Annotated in this window: 16 protein-coding genes; 13 read left to right on the plus strand and 3 right to left on the minus strand. The window is 61.7% G+C overall.

Annotation, left to right across the window (positions count from 1 at the left end; translation table 11 throughout):
- Nucleotides 1-248 precede the first annotated feature (248 nt).
- Together rplJ and rplL are read left to right on the plus strand one after the other, a co-directional pair.
- Nucleotides 249-848 (plus strand): 50S ribosomal protein L10, encoded by a 600-nt coding sequence (gene rplJ, locus ACIPY2_RS00395; RefSeq protein WP_400264447.1) that lies wholly within the window; start codon nt 249-251, stop codon nt 846-848.
- Between the two features lie 76 nt (nt 849-924).
- A complete protein-coding gene (gene rplL / locus ACIPY2_RS00400) occupies nt 925-1,302 on the plus strand; it encodes a 50S ribosomal protein L7/L12 (RefSeq protein WP_400264448.1) in 378 nt (125 codons plus the stop codon).
- A gap of 76 nt (nt 1,303-1,378) precedes the next feature.
- Here rplL and ACIPY2_RS00405 read toward each other — a convergent pair whose 3' ends face one another.
- Complete coding sequence (locus tag ACIPY2_RS00405; RefSeq protein WP_400264449.1) at nt 1,379-1,861, minus strand: aminoacyl-tRNA deacylase; 483 nt, start codon at nt 1,859-1,861, stop codon at nt 1,379-1,381.
- A 16-nt stretch (nt 1,862-1,877) separates the two neighbouring features.
- On the minus strand, nt 1,878-3,077 hold the full coding sequence (locus tag ACIPY2_RS00410) for an acetyl-CoA C-acetyltransferase (RefSeq protein ID WP_400264450.1): 1,200 nt from the start codon (nt 3,075-3,077) through the stop codon (nt 1,878-1,880).
- 394 nt (nt 3,078-3,471) lie between these two features.
- Here ACIPY2_RS00410 and rpoB point away from each other — a divergent pair, with 394 nt between their 5' ends.
- From rpoB to ACIPY2_RS00445, 7 genes are all read left to right on the plus strand, one after another.
- Nucleotides 3,472-6,978, plus strand: a complete 3,507-nt coding sequence (rpoB, locus tag ACIPY2_RS00415; protein WP_400264451.1) for a DNA-directed RNA polymerase subunit beta — start codon at nt 3,472-3,474, stop codon at nt 6,976-6,978.
- A 103-nt stretch (nt 6,979-7,081) separates the two neighbouring features.
- Nucleotides 7,082-10,981, plus strand: coding sequence for a DNA-directed RNA polymerase subunit beta' (locus ACIPY2_RS00420; protein ID WP_400264452.1), 3,900 nt, complete (start codon nt 7,082-7,084; stop codon nt 10,979-10,981).
- Nucleotides 10,982-11,400: 419 nt separating this feature from the next.
- Entirely contained in the window at nt 11,401-11,775 is a 375-nt protein-coding gene (gene rpsL / locus ACIPY2_RS00425) for a 30S ribosomal protein S12 (protein ID WP_009358312.1), read from the plus strand.
- Between the two features lies 1 nt (nt 11,776).
- Nucleotides 11,777-12,247, plus strand: coding sequence for a 30S ribosomal protein S7 (rpsG, locus tag ACIPY2_RS00430; protein ID WP_021472399.1), 471 nt, complete (start codon nt 11,777-11,779; stop codon nt 12,245-12,247).
- Between the two features lie 69 nt (nt 12,248-12,316).
- Complete coding sequence (gene fusA / locus ACIPY2_RS00435) at nt 12,317-14,431, plus strand: elongation factor G (RefSeq protein WP_364159905.1); 2,115 nt, start codon at nt 12,317-12,319, stop codon at nt 14,429-14,431.
- 232 nt (nt 14,432-14,663) lie between these two features.
- Nucleotides 14,664-15,854, plus strand: a complete 1,191-nt coding sequence (gene tuf, locus ACIPY2_RS00440) for an elongation factor Tu (protein WP_021472401.1) — start codon at nt 14,664-14,666, stop codon at nt 15,852-15,854.
- 194 nt (nt 15,855-16,048) lie between these two features.
- Nucleotides 16,049-16,174 (plus strand): hypothetical protein, encoded by a 126-nt coding sequence (locus ACIPY2_RS00445; protein WP_400264453.1) that lies wholly within the window; start codon nt 16,049-16,051, stop codon nt 16,172-16,174.
- 28 nt (nt 16,175-16,202) lie between these two features.
- Here the strand turns inward: ACIPY2_RS00445 and ACIPY2_RS00450 are convergent, their stop codons facing one another.
- A complete protein-coding gene (locus ACIPY2_RS00450; protein ID WP_400264454.1) occupies nt 16,203-17,636 on the minus strand; it encodes a GH1 family beta-glucosidase in 1,434 nt (477 codons plus the stop codon).
- Nucleotides 17,637-18,020: 384 nt separating this feature from the next.
- On the opposite strand from ACIPY2_RS00450, the gene rpsJ reads away from it, so the two are divergent.
- From rpsJ to rplW, 4 genes are read left to right on the plus strand one after another with little or no spacing between them, the layout of a single operon-like run.
- On the plus strand, nt 18,021-18,329 hold the full coding sequence (gene rpsJ / locus ACIPY2_RS00455; protein ID WP_003803825.1) for a 30S ribosomal protein S10: 309 nt from the start codon (nt 18,021-18,023) through the stop codon (nt 18,327-18,329).
- Nucleotides 18,330-18,346: 17 nt separating this feature from the next.
- Nucleotides 18,347-18,997 carry a 50S ribosomal protein L3 gene (rplC, locus tag ACIPY2_RS00460; protein ID WP_387435061.1) on the plus strand — a complete coding sequence of 217 codons (651 nt, stop codon included), beginning with the start codon at nt 18,347-18,349 and terminating at the stop codon, nt 18,995-18,997.
- Nucleotides 18,998-19,001: 4 nt separating this feature from the next.
- Nucleotides 19,002-19,619 carry a 50S ribosomal protein L4 gene (rplD, locus tag ACIPY2_RS00465; RefSeq protein ID WP_400264455.1) on the plus strand — a complete coding sequence of 206 codons (618 nt, stop codon included), beginning with the start codon at nt 19,002-19,004 and terminating at the stop codon, nt 19,617-19,619.
- Complete coding sequence (gene rplW / locus ACIPY2_RS00470) at nt 19,616-19,921, plus strand: 50S ribosomal protein L23 (RefSeq protein WP_011775593.1); 306 nt, start codon at nt 19,616-19,618, stop codon at nt 19,919-19,921. Before rplD ends, rplW begins: the two co-directional genes overlap by 4 nt.
- Nucleotides 19,922-19,949 lie beyond the last annotated feature (28 nt).

The following is a 19,949-nucleotide window of genomic DNA, read 5'->3' on the forward strand; positions in this document are numbered from 1 at the left end:
AAAGACCGTCGGTTGATGGGAATCCACCCTTTCGAGCAAAGCTCAGCTCTGTAGCCACGCCCGTGAGAACAAGGTGAATTTCTTGACGAAGGACCCTGACATAGGGCGGCCAACGCAGGTGAACGAGTTGAGTCTCCGCAGCTAAGCTGTGTTGAGCCAAGCCCCGTGCATCTGCGCGGGGCGTTTTTAGTTTTAGCTCTCGTGAGCGGGGACCCGGAAGACCGGCTTTATTCCCCGGAAGGAGGGTTATGACAACGCCTAGCAAGGTCTCCGCAGTTGCTGAGATCACCAACGATTTCAAGGAATCGACCGCGGCTGTCCTGACCGAATACCGTGGGCTCTCTGTTGCGCAGCTCAAGGAACTCCGTGTTGCTCTCGGCCAGGACACCAAGTTCTCGGTCGTCAAGAACACCCTGAGCGCCATCGCAGCCAAGGAAGCTGGTGTCGATGCATTCGACGGTCAGCTCTCCGGCCCCACTGCGATCGCCTTCATCAAGGGCGACGCTGTCGCTGCTGCCAAGAGCCTCACGGACTTTGCCAAGGCCAACAAGCAGCTGGTCATCAAGACCGGTCTGTTCGAAGGCAAGGCACTTGACTCCGAGGGTGTCGCCGCACTGGCTGCCCTTGAGTCCCGCGAGTTCCAGCTTGCACGTGTTGCCGGTGTCCTCAAGGCTCCTGCATCCGCTGCTGCACGCATCATCGATGCCCTGCGCCTCAAGCTTGAAGAAGAGGGCGGCGCACCTGCTCCGGCCGCTGAAGAAGCACCGGCAGAAGAGGCTGCAACCGAGGAAGCTCCGGCTGCTGAAGAAGCACCGGCTGCTGCCGAAGCTGCATCCGAAGAGAACTAAGTTCTCCCCCCAATCAAACTCCGGTGCATGGATCGGCACGGTCCGGATCAGCACCAACTAATGGAAGGACGCCACCATGGCGAAGCTCAGCAACGAAGAGCTCATTGAAGCTTTCAAGGAACTGACCATCATCGAGCTCTCCGAGTTCGTCAAGCTCTTCGAAGAGACCTTCGAAGTTACTGCTGCTGCTGTTGCAGTTGCTGGCCCCGCTGCCGGCGGTGCCGCTGAAGCTGCTGAAGAGAAGACCGAATTCGACGTCATCCTCGAAGCTGCCGGCGACAAGAAGATCGCAGTGATCAAGGAAGTTCGCGCCATCACCTCCCTCGGCCTCAAGGAAGCCAAGGACCTGGTTGACGGTGCACCGAAGGCTGTTCTCGAAGGCGCCAACAAGGAAGCCGCAGAGAAGGCAAAGGCTCAGCTCGAAGAAGCTGGCGCAACGGTTACGGTCAAGTAACTCGTATTGCTTCGGGAAGCCCCGTCCGGTTCGCCGGGCGGGGCTTCCTGCTGTTTAAGCACCCTGCTGGGAATGATCAGTTGGGTTCGCTGATGTCCGCCACGGTGGCGTTGAGGGCCGCCGTCAGGGCATCGGCGTCAACAAAGGCGCTGCGCCCGTGGGCCCCTGCGCCCATGGAGATACGCCGCCCCGTGATAGTGGCGTCCGCGTAGACCGGCCAGGCCGTGGTGCTGCCCAGGGGCGTGATGGTTCCGCGTTCGTATCCGGTCGCCTCAAGCGCAACGTCTGCGTGGGGGAGGGACAGCTTGTTCACCCCCACCAGTGCGCGCAGTTTGGGCCAGGAGATTTGCCGGTCGCCAGGAATCAGGGCGAACAGGAAACTGCCGTCCCGATGCTTGACCACCAGTGACTTCACGATGTCCGCGGGGCTGATCCCCAGGATGCCGGCTGCCTCTTCCAGGCTCCGCGCGGCAGGACGTTCGACGACGTCCACGTCAAGTCCGCGCGCGGCGGCATCCGCGAGGAACCGTCGGGCGCCGTCTGTTTGCACTTCAGCCATTCGTCAGGACTCCTCGTTAGTCGCGGTAAAGCAGCAGTGCTTCGCCTTGGCCGCCTCCGCCGCACAAGGACACGGCCGCTTTGCCGGAACCGCGGCGTTTCAACTCATGGGCTGCGTGCAGGGCCAACCGTGCTCCCGACGCACCGATGGGGTGCCCAAGGGCAATGGCCCCGCCGTGGATGTTGCATTTTTCCAGCGGGTACTGAAGGTCCTTGAGGGACTGGACGGCAACTGAACCAAACGCTTCGTTGATCTCCACGAAGTCCAGGTCCTCCGTGGTCCACCCGGCCTTCTTCAGTGCCTGGGCAATTGCGTTGGACGGCTGCGAGTGCAGGGAGTTATCGGGTCCCGCCACTTGGCCGGGCTTGCCCACCACGGCCAGGTACTCCAGGCCGTTGTCCCTTGCGAAGCGGCGACTGGCCAGTACGAGTGCGGAGGCGCCGTCGGACAGGGGTGAGGAGTTGCCCGCTGTAATGGTTCCGTCGGTGGCGAAGGCGGCTTTGAGCGGTGCGAGGGTTTCCACCGTTGTGTTGGGCCGGACGCCTTCGTCCTGGGTGAGCACGATCGGATCGCCCTTGCGCTGCTTGACGCTTACCGGAGCAATTTCGACGTCGAACGTTCCGTCCTGGATCGCGGCGGCGGCACGCTGGTGCGAAGCCGCGGCTACCTCGTCCTGCGCGCGCCGGTCGATGCCAAGGGTCACGTTCTTGGTCTCCGTGGAGAGGCCCATGGACTGCCCGTCGAAGGCGTCCGTCAACCCGTCGTGGGCCGCAACGTCAAGTGCCTGGATGGAGCCGTAGGTCCATCCCTGACGTGAGCCGGGCAGCAGGTGCGGGGCGCGCGTCATGGACTCCTGACCGCCGGCGACCACTACCGTGGCGTCACCGCTGCGGATCATGCGTGCTGCGTCGATCACTGCCGTGAGTCCGGACAGGCAAACCTTATTGATGGTTACGGCGGGGATGTTCCAGCCGACGCCGGCGGCGATTGCACTTTGCCGGGCGGGGTTCTGGCCCGCGCCTGCCTGCAGGACCTGGCCCATGACCACGGCATCCACCTGTTCGGCTTTGACACCGCTGGCCGCCAGGGCGGCGGAGATGGCATGCGCGCCAAGTTCGACGGCGGTAAATCCCGCCAACTGCCCGTTGAGGCGGCCCTGCGGAGTCCGGGAAGCGGCAAGGATGACAACGTCGTTGTCGTCAGGGGAGTGGGTCATGGTCTCTCTTCCAGTCCGGTCGTGTTACTGCAAGGCTATCGCGGGGTGCGTGCAGCGGTACCAGTTCCAACGAATGTCCCGGGCCCGGCATTCCGTGTCATAGGTGCCTGCAGCAACGGTGCTTGCATTCACGGACGATCTGGGGTAGACAGGAAGGCTGCTTTGCCGTATTGTAGATATTTGCGTCTTCCCTGTTAACCTTCAGCCTTCATATAGCGGTGGGCTTTACCTCTCAGCTGCGTCAATTGGCATGCCGTCCAAAGCGTGCAAATGCCTTTTGCGGGGCTGGGTCCGGGTCATATAGCGGAACCGGATTAAGTATGCTGCGGAGCACTCCGCAGGATGCAAACGGGGGAGATCTGAAAACGCCTGAAGGTCTGTGGAAGGATCCCTCTTGGTCGCCTCGAGCACCTCTAATAACGAAACCGCTAACACGGCAAGCACCGATGGTGCCACCCGCCGCCTCTCATTCGCAAAGATTCACGAACCCCTGGATGTTCCGAATCTTCTCGCACTGCAGACAGACAGCTTTGACTGGCTGGTCGGAAACGAACGCTGGCAGGCGCGGGTAGCGAAGGCCGTGGAGGAAGGCGACCTGAGCGTCGCCACCACCTCCGGACTTGCCGATATCTTCGAAGAGATCTCCCCGATCGAGGACTTCCAGGGCACCATGTCCCTGAGCTTCTCCGAGCCGGAGTTCGCTGACCCGAAGTACACCATGGCCGAATGCAAAGACCGTGACGCCACCTACTCGGCTCCCTTGTACGTCAAGGCCGAGTTCATGAACAACAACACGGGCGAAATCAAGCAGCAGACCGTGTTCATGGGCGACTTCCCGCTCATGACCGAAAAGGGAACCTTCGTGGTCAACGGCACCGAGCGTGTCGTTGTTTCCCAGCTGGTCCGTTCGCCCGGCGCCTACTTCGAGCGCGCTGCCGACAAGACCAGTGACAAGGACATCTTCACCGCGAAGATCATCCCGTCCCGTGGTGCCTGGTTCGAGCTCGAGATCGACAAGCGCGACCAGGTCGGCGTTCGCCTCGACCGCAAGCGCAAGCAGTCCGTCACCGTGCTGCTGAAGGCCCTTGGTTGGACCGAAGGCCAGATCCTCGAAGAGTTCGGTCAGTACGACTCCATGCGCGCAACGCTGGAAAAGGACGCCACCGAAACCCGCGAGGATGCCCTTCTGGACATCTACCGCAAGCTGCGCCCGGGCGAGCCGCCCACAGTCGAGGCTGCCCAGTCCCTGCTGGACAACCTGTACTTCAACCCCAAGCGCTACGATCTGGCCAAGGTTGGCCGTTACAAGATCAACCGCAAGCTGGGCATCGACCGCTCCCTTGGCGACAAGGAAGCTTCGGTCCTGCACGTTGAAGACATCGTTGCCATGATCAAGTTCCTCGTCGCGCTGCACGCCGGCGAGAAGACCATCATGGGCAAGCGCGATGGCGAAGACCACGAGCTCCGCGTCGAGATCGATGACATCGACCACTTCGGCAACCGCCGCATCCGCGCCGTAGGCGAACTGATCGAGAACCAGGTCCGCACGGGTCTTTCCCGTATGGAACGCGTGGTCCGCGAACGCATGACCACCCAGGACGTCGAAGCCATCACGCCGCAGACCCTGATCAACATCCGCCCGGTTGTTGCCGCGATCAAGGAGTTCTTCGGAACCTCCCAGCTCTCGCAGTTCATGGACCAGAACAACCCGCTTTCGGGTCTGACCCACAAGCGCCGTCTTTCGGCACTTGGCCCGGGTGGTCTGTCCCGTGACCGTGCAGGCATGGAAGTTCGAGACGTCCACCCGTCCCACTACGGACGTATGTGCCCCATCGAAACTCCTGAAGGCCCGAACATCGGTCTGATCGGTTCGTTGGCTTCCTACGGCCGCATCAACCCGTTCGGCTTCATCGAGACGCCGTACCGCAAGGTTTCCAACGGTGTTGTTTCCGACGACGTTGAGTACCTGACTGCCGACGACGAGGCCGAGGTCCTGATCGCACAGGCCAACGCTCCGCTGGATGCCGACAAGCGCTTCTCCGAAGAGACCGTCCTTGTCCGTGCCCGTGGTGGTGGAGGCGAGCCTGTGCTGGTTCCCGCTGCCGACGTCCAGTTCATGGACGTTTCCCCGCGCCAGATGGTGTCCGTGGCTACCGCCCTGATTCCGTTCCTGGAGCACGACGACGCCAACCGCGCACTCATGGGTGCCAACATGCAGCGCCAGGCTGTGCCGCTGGTCCGTTCCGAGGCTCCGTTCGTGGGCACCGGCATGGAGCGCGCGGCAGCTGTTGACGCCGGCGACGTCGTCATTGCCAAGAAGGCCGGTGTGGTCACCGAGGTTTCCGCCGAGCTCGTTGTCATGCTCAACGACGACGGCACTGAGACCAACTACCGCATCAACAAGTTCGCCCGCTCCAACCAGGGCAACTGCTACAACCACCGTGTCCTGGTCAACGAAGGCCAGCGCCTGGAAGTTGGCGGCATCATCGCCGACGGTCCGGCAACGGACCAGGGTGAACTTGCCCTCGGCAAGAACCTCCTCGTGGCATTCATGTCCTGGGAAGGCCACAACTTCGAGGACGCCATCATCCTGTCCCAGCGCATCGTCGCTGAGGATGTCCTCTCCTCCATCCACATCGAGGAGCACGAGATCGACGCCCGCGACACCAAGCTTGGTGCCGAGGAAATCACCCGTGACATCCCCAACGTGTCCGAGGAAGTCCTGGCGGGCCTGGACGAGCGCGGCATCATCCACATCGGTGCCGAGGTCGAAGCCGGCGACATCCTGGTCGGAAAGGTCACCCCGAAGGGTGAAACCGAACTGACTCCGGAAGAGCGCCTGCTCCGCGCCATCTTTGGTGAGAAGTCCCGCGAAGTGCGCGACACCTCCCTGAAGGTTCCGCACGGCGAGTCCGGCACGGTCATCGGCGTACGCGTCTTCGACCGCGACAACGACGACGAACTGCCCCCGGGCGTGAACCAGCTGGTCCGCGTCTACGTTGCAGCCAAGCGCAAGATCACCGACGGCGACAAGCTCGCCGGCCGTCACGGCAACAAGGGTGTTATCTCCAAGATCCTCCCGGTCGAGGACATGCCCTTCCTTGCAGACGGTACCCCGGTGGACATCGTCCTGAACCCGCTTGGTGTTCCGGGCCGTATGAACGTTGGCCAGGTCCTGGAAACCCACCTCGGTTGGGTTGCCAAGACCGGATGGAAGATCGAAGGCGAGCCGGAGTGGGTCAAGAACCTCCCGAACCTGCCCCGTGAAACCGGCCAGACCACCGTTGCCACCCCGGTGTTCGACGGTGCCCGCGAAGAGGAAATCACGGGCCTGCTCGACTCCACCAACGTGACGCGCGACGGCGACCGCCTGATCGACTCCTCCGGAAAGACCCGTCTGTTCGACGGCCGCTCCGGCGAGCCGTTCCCGGACCCGATCTCGGTCGGTTACATGTACATCCTGAAGCTCCACCACCTGGTGGACGACAAGATCCACGCACGCTCCACCGGTCCGTACTCCATGATCACGCAGCAGCCGCTGGGTGGTAAGGCACAGTTCGGTGGCCAGCGCTTCGGTGAAATGGAAGTGTGGGCGCTCGAAGCATACGGCGCCGCCTACACCCTTCAGGAACTCCTCACGATCAAGTCGGATGACATCCACGGCCGCGTGAAGGTCTACGAAGCCATCGTCAAGGGCGAGAACATCCCTGAGCCTGGCGTTCCGGAGTCCTTCAAGGTCTTGATCAAGGAAATGCAGTCGTTGTGCCTGAACGTGGAAGTCCTTTCCACCGACGGAACAACGATCGAAATGCGTGACTCTGATGACGCAGTCTTCACGGCTGCGGAGGAACTGGGTATCGATCTGTCCCGTGCAGAGCCCAGTTCCGTAGAAGAGGTCTAGCAGCCGTTCCGGCAGGCGGCACCAAAAGGCCGCCTGCCGGGCAGCTCCCTCTTTCCGTAACCAAGACTTCAGAATTTAGAGAACAAGAGAGAACAGGGACCATATGTCCAGCGAATCCTCCTTCGGCCTCATGCAGATCGGCCTCGCCACCGCGGAAGACATCCGTGGTTGGTCGTACGGTGAGGTCAAGAAGCCGGAAACCATCAACTACCGCACTCTCAAGCCTGAGAAGGACGGTCTTTTCTGCGAGAAGATCTTCGGACCTTCCCGCGACTGGGAATGCTACTGCGGCAAGTACAAGCGCGTCCGCTTCAAGGGCATCATCTGCGAGCGTTGTGGCGTTGAGGTCACCCGTGCCAAGGTGCGCCGTGAGCGCATGGGCCACATCGAGCTCGCCGCTCCCGTAACCCACATCTGGTACTTCAAGGGCGTTCCGTCGCGCCTCGGCTACCTTCTGGACCTGGCTCCGAAGGACCTTGAGAAGGTCATCTACTTCGCTGCCTACATGATCACCAGCGTGGACGAGGAAAACCGCCACGCAGAACTGCCGAACCTCCAGGTCGAGCACGACCTCGAGAAGAAGCAGTTGGTCGACAACCGCGACAGCGACATCGCCCAGATCGCCCGCGACCTTGAAGACGAGCTTGCCCGTCTTGAGGGCGAGGGTGCCAAGGGTGCCGACAAGAAGAAGGCCCGCGACTCCGCTGACCGCCAGATGGCGAACGTCCGCAAGCGTGCCGACGCCGACATCGAGCGCCTTGAGCAGGTCTGGGACCGTTTCAAGAACCTCAAGGTCGCCGACCTCGAAGGTGACGAAGGCCTTTACCGCGAACTGCGTGACCGCTACGGCATGTACTTCGAGGGCTCCATGGGTGCAGAAGCCATCAAGAAGCGCCTTGAGACCTTCGACATGCAGGCTGAGGCCGAGTCCTTGCGCGACACCATCCAGAACGGCAAGGGCCAGCGCAAGACGCGTGCCCTGAAGCGCCTGAAGGTTGTCAACGCATTCCTGACCACCAACAACAGCCCGCTCGGCATGGTTCTCGACGCCGTCCCGGTGATCCCGCCGGAACTGCGCCCGATGGTCCAGCTGGACGGTGGCCGCTTCGCGACCTCCGACCTCAACGACCTCTACCGCCGCGTGATCAACCGCAACAACCGACTCAAGCGCCTGCTTGACCTCGGTGCGCCGGAGATCATCGTCAACAACGAGAAGCGCATGCTTCAGGAAGCTGTTGACAGCCTGTTCGACAACGGCCGTCGCGGCCGCCCTGTCACGGGTCCGGGTAACCGTCCCCTGAAGTCCCTGAGCGACATGCTCAAGGGCAAGCAGGGTCGTTTCCGCCAGAACCTGCTCGGCAAGCGTGTTGACTACTCCGGCCGTTCGGTCATCGTCGTCGGCCCGCAGCTGAAGCTGCACCAGTGCGGTCTGCCCAAGCAGATGGCCCTGGAGCTCTTCAAGCCGTTCGTGATGAAGCGCCTGGTTGACCTCAACCACGCGCAGAACATCAAGTCGGCAAAGCGCATGGTCGAGCGCTACCGTCCGCAGGTCTGGGACGTGCTGGAAGAGATCATCACCGAGCACCCGGTATTGCTCAACCGTGCACCTACCCTGCACCGCCTCGGCATCCAGGCCTTCGAACCGCAGCTTGTGGAAGGCAAGGCAATCCAGCTCCACCCGCTGGTTTGTGGCGCCTTCAACGCTGACTTCGACGGCGACCAGATGGCAGTCCACCTGCCGCTGAGCCCGGAAGCCCAGGCCGAAGCCCGCATCCTGATGCTGTCCTCGAACAACATCCTGAAGCCGTCCGATGGCCGTCCGGTGACCCTGCCTTCGCAGGATATGATCATCGGCCTGTACCACCTGACCACCAAGCGCGTCGGTTCCGCCGGCGAGGGTCGCGTGTTCTCCTCGGTCTCGGAAGCCATCATGGCTTTCGATGCCCGTGAGCTGCACCTGAACTCCAAGGTCAAGATCCGTCTGGACGACTTCGTACCCTACGCAGGTTGGGAAGCTCCGGAAGGTTGGGAGCAGGGCCAGCCGGCCCTCGTTGAAACCTCCCTGGGCCAGGTCATCTTCAACCAGACGCTGCCCGAGGACTACCCCTGGGTTGAGAACGTTGCGGACAAGGGCGAGCTGTCCCGGATCGTCAACGACCTCGCGGAGCGCTACCCGAAGGTTGTCACGGCGGCCACGCTGGACAACCTGAAGGACGCCGGTTTCTACTGGGCTACCCGCTCGGGCGTCACTGTCGCCATCTCCGACATCGAGGTTCCGGACTCCAAGCCGGGCATCCTTGCCGGTTACGAGAACATGGCTGCAAAGATCCAGGGCCAGTACGACAAGGGCCTGATCGACGACGACGAGCGTCGCCAGGAACTGATCGAGATCTGGAACAAGGCAACCAACGAGATCGCCCAGGCGATGCGCGACAGCCTGTCCCCGATGAACACGATCAACCGCATGGTGTCCTCCGGTGCACGTGGTAACTGGATGCAGGTCCGTCAGATCGCGGGTATCCGTGGCCTGGTGGCCAACCCGAAGGGTGAGATCATCCCGCGCCCGATCAAGTCCTCCTACCGCGAGGGCCTGTCGGTGCTGGAATACTTCATCGCCACGCACGGTGCACGTAAGGGTCTGGCCGATACCGCTCTGCGTACCGCCAACTCGGGTTACCTGACCCGTCGTCTGGTGGACGTCTCGCAGGACGTCATCGTCCGCGAAGAGGACTGCGGCACCGAGCGCGGCCTGGTCACGCCGATCGCCGTTCCGGACTCCAACGGTGAGTTGGTCCTGGACGAGAACGTCGAGAACAGCGCCTATGCACGTACGCTGGCCGTCGACGTCGTCGATGCCCAGGGCAACGTCCTGGCACCGGCAGGCACCGACTGCGGCGACGTCGTTATCGACCAGCTGCTGAATGCAGGCATCACCGAGGTCAAGGTCCGCTCCGTACTCACTTGTGAGTCCAAGGTCGGCACCTGTGCACTTTGCTACGGCCGTTCACTGGCCACCGGCAAGACCGTGGACATCGGCGAGGCCGTGGGCATCATCGCCGCACAGTCCATCGGTGAGCCCGGTACCCAGCTGACCATGCGTACGTTCCACACCGGTGGTGCTGTTTCCGCGGGTGGTGGCGATGACATCACCCAGGGTCTGCCCCGTATCCAGGAACTGTTCGAAGCCCGTACTCCGAAGGGTGTTGCACCGATTGCAGAAGCAGCCGGCCGCATCACCATCGAAGAGTCCGAGCGCCAGATGCGCCTGGTGATTACTCCGGACGATGGCTCCGAAGAGATCGCCTACCCGGTACTGCGCCGGTCCCGCCTCCTGATCGAGGACGGCGACCACGTCAGCGTCGGCCAGAAGCTGATCAACGGTCCGGTGGACCCGAAGCAGGTTCTGCGCATCATGGGTCCGCGTGCCGCACAGAAGTTCCTCGTGGACGAAGTGCAGGGCGTTTACCGCAGCCAGGGTATTGGTATCCACGACAAGCACGTCGAGGTTATCGTCCGCCAGATGCTGCGCCGCGTAACCGTCATCGAGTCCGGCGACTCCGACCTGCTCCCGGGTGAGCTGGCAGAGCGCGCCCGCTTCGAGGACGAGAACCGTCGCGTCGTATCCGAGGGCAAGGCACCGGCTTCCGGCCGTCCGGAACTCATGGGTATCACCAAGGCTTCCTTGGCTACCGAGTCCTGGCTGTCGGCAGCTTCCTTCCAGGAGACCACCCGCGTCCTGACGCAGGCGGCCATGGAAGGCAAGAGCGACCCCCTGCTCGGCCTCAAGGAAAACGTCATCATCGGTAAGCTCATCCCGGCCGGCACGGGTCTCCCGCGCTACACCCAGGTCACTGTGGAGCCGACGGAAGAAGCGAAGGCAAGCCTGTTCACGGGCCCCAGCGCTTTCACCGACTTCTCCTACGACGCCCTGGGCGGCGACGGAGCTCCCGAGTTCCACGCCATCCCGCTGGATGACTACGACCTCGGCAACGACTTCCGCTGACCCGTTCGGCAGTAGTCATTGACTGAAGGCCAGGCCCCGCATTCATCGAGTGCGGGGCCTGGCCCGTTAAAGTTTTGGTCCGCCCGATGAGGCGGGGGAGTGAACCACGACGGCGGCAGCCCCCTTCCGCCGTCGTCCTCCATACACCCGATTAAGGTGCTGGATCAAGCCGTGCTAGACTTTTGGTAATTGTTCTGTGTGGCAGTGGATGAAGGCCGCCGCAACATCATTTTGGTTTTGTTCTCATGATGTTGGGTGGAGCCTGTTTCCGGGTTGCGGGCAACTTGCGCAACGAATGCCGCACTTTTGCACGCCTATCGGAAGTTCCGGCCGGCCGCATGAGCAACGCCAAAGTTCCCACTGAGCACAGGCTGGCGCCAGTGTGTGGGGGCAGAGATCAAACAACGGAGAACACGAAAGTGCCTACGATTAACCAGCTGGTCCGCAAGGGCCGCACGCCGAAGGTCTCCAAGACCAAGGCTCCCGCGCTGAAGGGCAGCCCGATGCGCCGCGGTGTTTGCACCCGCGTTTACACCACCACCCCGAAGAAGCCGAACTCGGCCCTTCGTAAGGTTGCACGTGTGCGCCTTAACGGTGGTGTTGAAGTTACCGCCTACATCCCCGGTGTTGGCCACAACCTGCAGGAGCACTCCATCGTGCTCGTCCGTGGTGGTCGTGTGAAGGACCTCCCGGGTGTCCGTTACAAGATCGTCCGCGGCGCCCTCGACACCCAGGGTGTCAAGAACCGCAAGCAGGCCCGCAGCCGCTACGGCGCAAAGATGGAGAAGAAGTAATATGCCTCGCAAGGGTCCGGCCCCCAAGCGGCCGCTCGTTTCAGATCCCGTCTACGGCTCCCCGTTGGTCACCCAGCTGATCAACAAGGTCCTCATCGACGGCAAGAAGTCCACTGCAGAGCGCATCGTTTACGGTGCTCTTGAAGGTGCCCGCGCCAAGACGGGCGGCGACCCCGTCGCAGCCCTGAAGAAGGCCATGGACAACGTCAAGCCTTCCCTCGAGGTGCGCTCCCGCCGTGTTGGTGGCGCCACCTACCAGGTTCCGGTTGAGGTCAAGCCGGGTCGCTCCACCGCCCTCGCCCTGCGTTGGCTCGTGGGCTACTCCAAGGCCCGCCGCGAAAAGACGATGACCGAGCGCCTCCAGAACGAGATCCTGGATGCCTCGAACGGTCTCGGTGCCGCTGTCAAGCGTCGCGAAGACACCCACAAGATGGCCGAGTCCAACAAGGCCTTCGCACACTACCGCTGGTAAAACTTCCCGGACGCCGCCGGCTCTACCGAGCCGGCGGCGAACGTGTAGTCCATCCGAAAGGGAGACCCCGTGGCACAGGACGTGCTTACCGACCTTAACAAGGTCCGCAATATCGGCATCATGGCCCACATCGATGCCGGCAAGACCACCACTACCGAGCGCATCCTGTTCTACACGGGTGTGAACCACAAGATCGGCGAAACGCACGACGGCGCTTCGACGACCGACTGGATGGAGCAGGAAAAGGAACGCGGCATCACCATCACGTCCGCGGCCGTGACCTGTTTCTGGAACAAGAACCAGATCAACATCATCGACACCCCGGGCCACGTGGACTTCACGGTTGAGGTTGAGCGCTCCCTGCGCGTCCTCGACGGTGCAGTCGCAGTGTTCGACGGCAAGGAAGGCGTGGAGCCGCAGTCCGAGACTGTTTGGCGCCAGGCTGACAAGTACAACGTTCCGCGTATCTGCTTCGTCAACAAGATGGACAAGCTCGGCGCTGACTTCTACTTCACCGTTGACACCATCGTCTCCCGCCTCGGCGCCAAGCCGCTGGTCATGCAGCTGCCGATTGGTTCCGAGAACGACTTCGTCGGCGTCGTGGACCTCCTTGAAATGCGTGCGCTGGTTTGGCCCGGCGACGCCAAGGGCGACGTGACCATGGGTGCTTCCTACGAAGTCCAGGAAATTCCTGCCGACCTCAAGGAAAAGGCCGAGGAATACCGTGCGCAGCTCGTTGAGACTGTTGCAGAGGCTTCCGAGGAACTCATGGAGAAGTACCTCGAAGGTGAAGAACTCACCCTCGAAGAGCTCAAGGCCGGCATCCGCAAGATGACCATCAACTCCGAGCTCTACCCGGTCTTCTGTGGTTCTGCCTTCAAGAACCGCGGTGTCCAGCCGATGCTTGACGCTGTTGTGGACTTCCTGCCGAACCCGCTGGATGTTCCCGCGATGATCGGCCACGATCCCCGCGACGAAGAGAAGGAACTGACCCGTAAGCCTGCCGCTGACGAGCCGTTCTCCGCTCTTGCGTTCAAGATCGCCGCGCACCCCTTCTTCGGCCAGCTCACCTTCATCCGCGTGTACTCCGGTCACGTCGATTCGGGTGCTCAGGTGGTCAACTCCACCAAGGGCAAGAAGGAGCGCATCGGCAAGCTCTTCCAGATGCACGCCAACAAGGAAATGCCCGTTGAGGGCGCTACCGCCGGCCACATCTACGCTGCGATCGGCCTGAAGGACACCACCACCGGTGACACCCTCTGCGATCCGGCCAACCAGATCGTCCTCGAGTCCATGAGCTTCCCGGAGCCCGTGATCTCGGTTGCGATCGAGCCGAACACCAAGGGTGACCAGGAGAAGCTCTCCACGGCTATCCAGAAGCTCTCCGCTGAGGACCCGACCTTCCAGGTCTCCCTCAACGAAGAAACCGGCCAGACCGTTATCGCGGGTATGGGTGAACTCCACCTCGACATCCTCGTTGACCGTATGCGCCGCGAATTCAAGGTCGAGGCCAACGTCGGCAAGCCGCAGGTTGCTTACCGCGAAACCATCAAGCGCGCTGTGGAAAAGGTCGACTACACCCACAAGAAGCAGACTGGTGGTTCGGGCCAGTTCGCAAAGGTCCAGGTCTCCTTCGAGCCGCTGGAAACCACGGACGGTACCTTCTACGAGTTCGAAAACAAGGTCACCGGTGGCCGTATTCCGCGTGAATACATCCCCTCCGTTGACGCTGGTATCCAGGACGCAATGCAGTTCGGTATCCTTGCCGGCTACCCGATGGTGGGCGTCAAGGCGAGCCTGATCGATGGTGCTTACCACGATGTTGACTCCTCGGAAATGGCGTTCAAGATTGCCGGTTCCCAGGTGTTCAAGGAAGGTGCCCGCAAGGCCAACCCCGTCCTGCTCGAACCGCTGATGGCCGTCGAGGTGCGTACCCCTGAGGAATACATGGGCGACGTCATCGGTGACCTCAACTCCCGCCGTGGCATGATCCAGTCGATGGAAGATGCCGCAGGCGTGAAGGTGGTCCGTGCGAACGTGCCGCTGTCCGAAATGTTCGGCTACATCGGTGACCTCCGGTCCAAGACCCAGGGTCGCGCCGTGTACTCGATGACGTTCGACAGCTACGCGGAGGTCCCGAAGGCTGTTGCCGACGAGATCATCCAGAAGACCCGCGGCGAGTAATCCCCCGGTAACGGATGCAATTCCGGTTCCGGGAAGGCATCCCAGCGTGTGTGGCGGGGCCACGGCGAGAGCTGTGGCCCGGCCCCCTGCGCGAACAGACTCGAGGAACTAAGATTGGTTCCTGAATCTGAAATTTCACCAAAACCAAGCCCCCAAGTAGACTTGCTAGAGTTTCTGCCGCGAAAAGCGCGGCCGAGGAGCACGTCACTTGAAATCGTTCTAGGAGGAACCTGTGGCAAAGGCAAAGTTCGAGCGGACTAAGCCGCACGTCAACATCGGCACCATCGGTCACGTTGACCACGGTAAGACGACGCTGACTGCCGCCATTTCCAAGGTGCTGTACGACCAGTACCCGGATCTCAACGAGCAGCGCGACTTCGCGTCGATCGACTCCGCTCCGGAAGAGCGCCAGCGCGGTATTACGATCAACATCTCCCACGTGGAGTACCAGACCGAGAAGCGTCACTACGCACACGTTGACGCCCCGGGTCACGCTGACTACATCAAGAACATGATCACCGGTGCTGCCCAGATGGACGGCGCAATCCTCGTGGTTGCCGCAACCGATGGTCCGATGGCCCAGACCCGTGAGCACGTTCTGCTCGCCCGCCAGGTTGGTGTTCCCTACCTGCTGGTCGCACTGAACAAGTCGGACATGGTTGAGGACGAGGAACTCCTCGACCTCGTTGAAATGGAAGTTCGTGAGCTCCTGAGCTCGCAGGGCTTCGACGGTGACGACGCTCCCGTCGTTCGCGTTTCCGGTCTGAAGGCTCTGGAAGGCGACCCGGTTTGGGTCAAGTCCGTCCAGGACCTCATGGCAGCTGTCGACGAGTCCGTTCCGGACCCCGTACGTGACCGCGACAAGCCGTTCCTGATGCCGATCGAAGACGTCTTCACCATCACCGGCCGTGGCACCGTTGTTACGGGCCGCGCCGAGCGTGGTACCCTCGCCATCAACTCCGAGGTTGAGATCGTTGGCATCCGCCCGATCCAGAAGACCACGGTTACCGGTATCGAGATGTTCCACAAGCAGCTCGACGAAGCATGGGCCGGCGAGAACTGTGGCCTGCTGCTCCGTGGCCTCAAGCGCGACGATGTCGAGCGTGGCCAGGTTGTCGTCAAGCCGGGTTCCATCACCCCGCACACCGACTTCGAGGCAAACGTCTACATCCTTTCCAAGGATGAAGGCGGACGTCACAACCCGTTCTACTCGAACTACCGCCCGCAGTTCTACTTCCGTACGACGGACGTTACCGGCGTTATCACCCTGCCCGAGGGCACGGAAATGGTTATGCCCGGCGACAACACTGAGATGACCGTTGAGCTCATCCAGCCGATCGCAATGGAAGAGGGCCTCGGCTTCGCAATCCGTGAAGGTGGCCGCACCGTTGGTTCGGGACGTGTTACCAAGATCATCAAGTAGTTTCTGCTTGTAGATCGGGAAGTTTCCGGTTCCGGAAGCAACCCAAAGAAGAACCCCATCGCCTCGGCGGTGGGGTTCTTCTTTGTTCCTGCTGGCGCTTCCGTCCACCTGCCTGTAGGCAGGCGGTGACGACGGCGGTGGATCTCACGCCACGGACGGCGTCGGATAATGTTGCTTCAGAGAGAGGAGCAACCATGGAATTCCTGATTTTCCTTGTCATCATTGCAGCCCTTGGCGGCGGCGTCGTTTGGGGCCGAAAGTACTTCCGCAACGAGATCGATCGTGCCAAGCGAATCAACCGCGCCAACAAGAACAAGTAAGGCTTGGAACTGATTTAACCCGGCCGGGCTACGCCTGCCGCCGTCGGGCGCGTTCCAAGGCCCGGAGCCAGTAAAAGGACTCCTTGGGCGTCCGCTCCAAGGAGTCGAAGTCCACGTGCACCAACCCGAACCTCTGGGAGTAGCCCGCGGCCCACTCGAAGTTGTCCAGCAATGTCCAGACGTAATAGCCGCGGAGATCCACGCCTTCGGCTTGCCCGCCCGGTCCTGTGGCCGTCAGTGCGTGGCCCAGGTGTTCGGCCAGGTAGGTGATCCGGTTGGTGTCCTGGATGGGGCCGGTGACGTGTTCCGGTTCGGGGAAACTCGCCCCGCCTTCGGTGATGTACACCGGCGGTAGGCGGTCTCCGTAGCGTTCGTGCATTTCCTGCAGCAACACTGCCAGTTGTTCCGGCGCCTCAGGCCATCCGAAACCGGTGGTTTCATACTCCTGGTAAGCGGCCAGATGGAACGGAACGTTGACCATCTCCTCCGCCTGGCCGGTGGGGATCTCGGCAGGACCGCGGCCGGATGCAACCTTGAGCGGGTAGTAGTAGTTCAGGCCATAGAAATCCAGGGGCTGGCTGATGGTCTCGAGGTCGCCGTCCAGTACCGGCCCCAAGGAGCGGAACCAGGGCCACAACGGAAGTGACGGCTTGGGGTATTGCCCCAAGAGCACTGCGTCGGCGTAGATGCGGTTGAGGATCAGGTCCAGCGCCTCAGCCATCAGGCGGTCCGAGAGGCGATTGCTTGCCGGACGCACCGGCGAATGCATGTTGGACAGGCCGATCGCTCCTTTGACCCCTTCTGCCCTGAGTGCTTTTACGGCCAGGCCATGGCCCAGCAGTTGGTGATGGGCGGCGGGGAGGCAGTCGAACAGCAGTTCGCGGCCAGGGGCGTGTGCTCCCAGCGCATAGCCCTGCAGGGTCACTGAGACGGGTTCGTTCACGGTGACCCATCGGTCGACGCGGTCGCCGAAGTGACGGGCGGCGATGGCGGCGTACTCGGCAAAACGAAGGGCCGTTTCCCGGTTCATCCACCCGCCGGCATGTTCAAGGGGGAGCGGCGTGTCCCAGTGGTAGACCGTAACCATGGGTGCGATGCCAGCGGCCAGGAGCTTGTCAATCAGGCGGTCGTAGAAATCCAGTCCTCGCTGGTTCACGGCTCCCTGTCCATCAGGCTGGATCCGTGGCCAGGACAAGGAGAACCGGTAGGAATCAACACCGAGTTCCTGCATCAGCGCTATGTCCTCGTCCGCGCGGTTGTAGTGGTCGCAGGCAATGGCGGGGGAGCCGCCGTCGACAATTGCTCCCGGCTTTTCGGCGAAGGCATCCCACCCTGACGGACCCCGGCCGTCAGCCGTCAGGGAGCCTTCGATCTGGAAAGCGGCGGAGGCGACGCCGAGCGTGAATCCTGGACGGAGCCGGGCGGCCAGATCTTCCACGGAACCCGTATCCTGGACTGTCATGCTCCATCATCCATACGGGATGGCGGGGCTGGCAATGGCTTGGGCAGGCCCGATTGGCCTTTGGCTTCTATTTCCGGCATACTGGATGAGTTGTTCAAGCGCTTCTTCGCGTCCCGATCCGGATAATGCCGGATGCCAGGGTCCAGGCTGAAGCCCAAACATAACCCTGAACCCCATGGAATGCGGTCGAGTTTGCGTGAAAATCGCGACACGCCCGACCGCGGGGGTCGGTGCGCCGGCAGGTTGAGGAACCCGGAAGTTTCCGGATTCAGCTTGTGCGGCGTGTGGTGGTAAATCCTCAAACGCTTCGGCGGCCACAAGAACAGGTAAGTAAACAGAGCAGCCCTAACTAGAGCAGCACTAGCTGAAAGAGAGTCAGGCGACATGGCGGGACAAAAAATCCGCATCCGGCTGAAGTCATATGACCACGAGGTCATTGATGTTTCAGCGCGGAAGATCGTTGAGACGGTCACGCGCGCAGGCGCAACGGTAGTCGGCCCGGTGCCGCTGCCCACGGAGAAGAACGTTTACTGCGTTATTCGCTCTCCTCACAAGTACAAGGACAGCCGTGAGCACTTCGAAATGCGTACTCACAAGCGTCTGATCGACATCATCGACCCCACGCCGAAGGCCGTTGACTCGCTTATGCGTCTCGACCTGCCTGCAGACGTGAACATCGAAATCAAGCTCTAGGGAGGTGCTGAGAGACTATGACCGCAACCCGTAACGTAAAGGGCCTGCTGGGCACGAAGCTCGGCATGACCCAGGTCTGGGACGAGAACAACAAGCTCATCCCGGTAACTGTCGTCCAGGCTGACTCCAACGTCATCACCCAGCTGCGCAACGCAGAGGTCGATGGCTATGTCGCCGTCCAGATCGGCTACGGCCAGATCGATCCCCGCAAGGTCACCAAGCCGCTGGCTGGTCACTTTGAGAAGGCAGGCGTAACTCCTCGCCGCCACGTCGTCGAACTGCGTACCGCAGACGCCGCATCCTACGAGCTGGGCCAGGAGCTCTCTGTTGAGATCTTCGAAGCCGGCCAGAAGATCGACGTCGTCGGCACCTCCAAGGGTAAGGGCTTTGCCGGTGTTATGAAGCGTCACGGCTTCTCCGGTGTCGGCGCTTCCCACGGTGCCCACAAGAACCACCGTAAGCCTGGCTCCATCGGTGGCGCATCCACCCCGAGCCGCGTCTTCAAGGGTCTGAAAATGGCCGGCCGCATGGGCGCCGAGCGTCACACCACGCTGAACCTCACGGTTCACGCTGTTGACGTTGAGAAGTCGCTGCTCCTTATCAAGGGTGCCGTCCCCGGTGCCCGCGGCCAGGTCGTACTCGTACGTTCCGCCGTGAAGGGAGCCTAGTTAAATGACTAGCACTGTCAAGGTTGACCTGCCTGCAGAGATTTTCGACGTCCAGACCAACGTGCCGCTGCTGCACCAGGTCGTCGTCGCACAGCTCGCTGCTGCCCGCCAGGGAACCCACAAGACCAAGACCCGCGCCGAGGTTTCCGGTGCAGGTCGCAAGCCGTTCAAGCAGAAGGGCACCGGCCGCGCCCGTCAGGGTTCCATCCGTGCTCCGCACATGACCGGCGGTGGCATTGTCCACGGTCCGACCCCGCGCGACTACAGCCAGCGGACCCCCAAGAAGATGAAGGCTGCTGCTCTCCGTGGCGCCCTCTCTGACCGCGCCCGTAACGACCGCATCCACGTTATTGAAGCCCTGGTTGCCGGCACCAAGCCGTCCGCCAAGGAAGCACTGGCGTCGCTGCGTGCAGTCTCGGAGCGCAAGAACCTGCTCGTCGTAATCGAGCGCACCGAAGACGTTGCAGCACTGTCCGTGCGCAACCTCGCAGATGTTCACGTTCTGTACGCAGACCAGCTGAACACCTACGACGTGCTCATCTCCGACGACGTGGTCTTCACCAAGGCTGCTTTCGATGCGTTCGTCGCTGACAAGGCAAAGAACGAGGAGGCCTCCAAGTGAGCGTAACCACCATCAAGGACCCGCGCGACGTCGTGCTTGCACCCGTCGTTTCGGAAAAGAGCTACGGTCTGATCGACGAAGGCAAGTACACCTTCCTGGTGGACCCCCGCTCGAACAAGACCGAGATCAAGCTGGCCGTGGAGAAGATCTTCTCCGTCAAGGTCGATTCGATCAACACCATCAACCGTGCCGGTAAGCGCAAGCGCACCAAATTCGGCTGGGGACAGCGCAAGAGCACCAAGCGTGCAATTGTCACCCTCAAAGAAGGCACAATCGACATCTTCGGCGGTCCGCTCGCGTAGCGGAGACCACTTTAACGAGGAAATAAAT

The sequence above is a fragment of the Paenarthrobacter sp. NPDC089675 genome, assembly GCF_044749185.1.
Classification (GTDB): domain Bacteria; phylum Actinomycetota; class Actinomycetes; order Actinomycetales; family Micrococcaceae; genus Arthrobacter.

What these genes read in the sequence shown, in the direction of transcription:
- ACIPY2_RS00445 (WP_400264453.1), top strand. Translation starts at nt 16,049, where the DNA reads ATGGAATTCCTGATTTTCCTTGTCATCATTGCAGCCCTTGGCGGCGGC.
- rpsG (WP_021472399.1), top strand. Translation starts at nt 11,777, where the DNA reads ATGCCTCGCAAGGGTCCGGCCCCCAAGCGGCCGCTCGTTTCAGATCCC.
- ACIPY2_RS00405 (WP_400264449.1), bottom strand. Translation starts at nt 1,861, where the DNA reads ATGGCTGAAGTGCAAACAGACGGCGCCCGACGGTTCCTCGCGGATGCC.
- rpsJ (WP_003803825.1), top strand. Translation starts at nt 18,021, where the DNA reads ATGGCGGGACAAAAAATCCGCATCCGGCTGAAGTCATATGACCACGAG.
- rplC (WP_387435061.1), top strand. Translation starts at nt 18,347, where the DNA reads ATGACCGCAACCCGTAACGTAAAGGGCCTGCTGGGCACGAAGCTCGGC.
- ACIPY2_RS00450 (WP_400264454.1), bottom strand. Translation starts at nt 17,636, where the DNA reads ATGACAGTCCAGGATACGGGTTCCGTGGAAGATCTGGCCGCCCGGCTC.
- ACIPY2_RS00420 (WP_400264452.1), top strand. Translation starts at nt 7,082, where the DNA reads ATGTCCAGCGAATCCTCCTTCGGCCTCATGCAGATCGGCCTCGCCACC.
- rplL (WP_400264448.1), top strand. Translation starts at nt 925, where the DNA reads ATGGCGAAGCTCAGCAACGAAGAGCTCATTGAAGCTTTCAAGGAACTG.
- rplD (WP_400264455.1), top strand. Translation starts at nt 19,002, where the DNA reads ATGACTAGCACTGTCAAGGTTGACCTGCCTGCAGAGATTTTCGACGTC.
- rplJ (WP_400264447.1), top strand. Translation starts at nt 249, where the DNA reads ATGACAACGCCTAGCAAGGTCTCCGCAGTTGCTGAGATCACCAACGAT.
- ACIPY2_RS00410 (WP_400264450.1), bottom strand. Translation starts at nt 3,077, where the DNA reads ATGACCCACTCCCCTGACGACAACGACGTTGTCATCCTTGCCGCTTCC.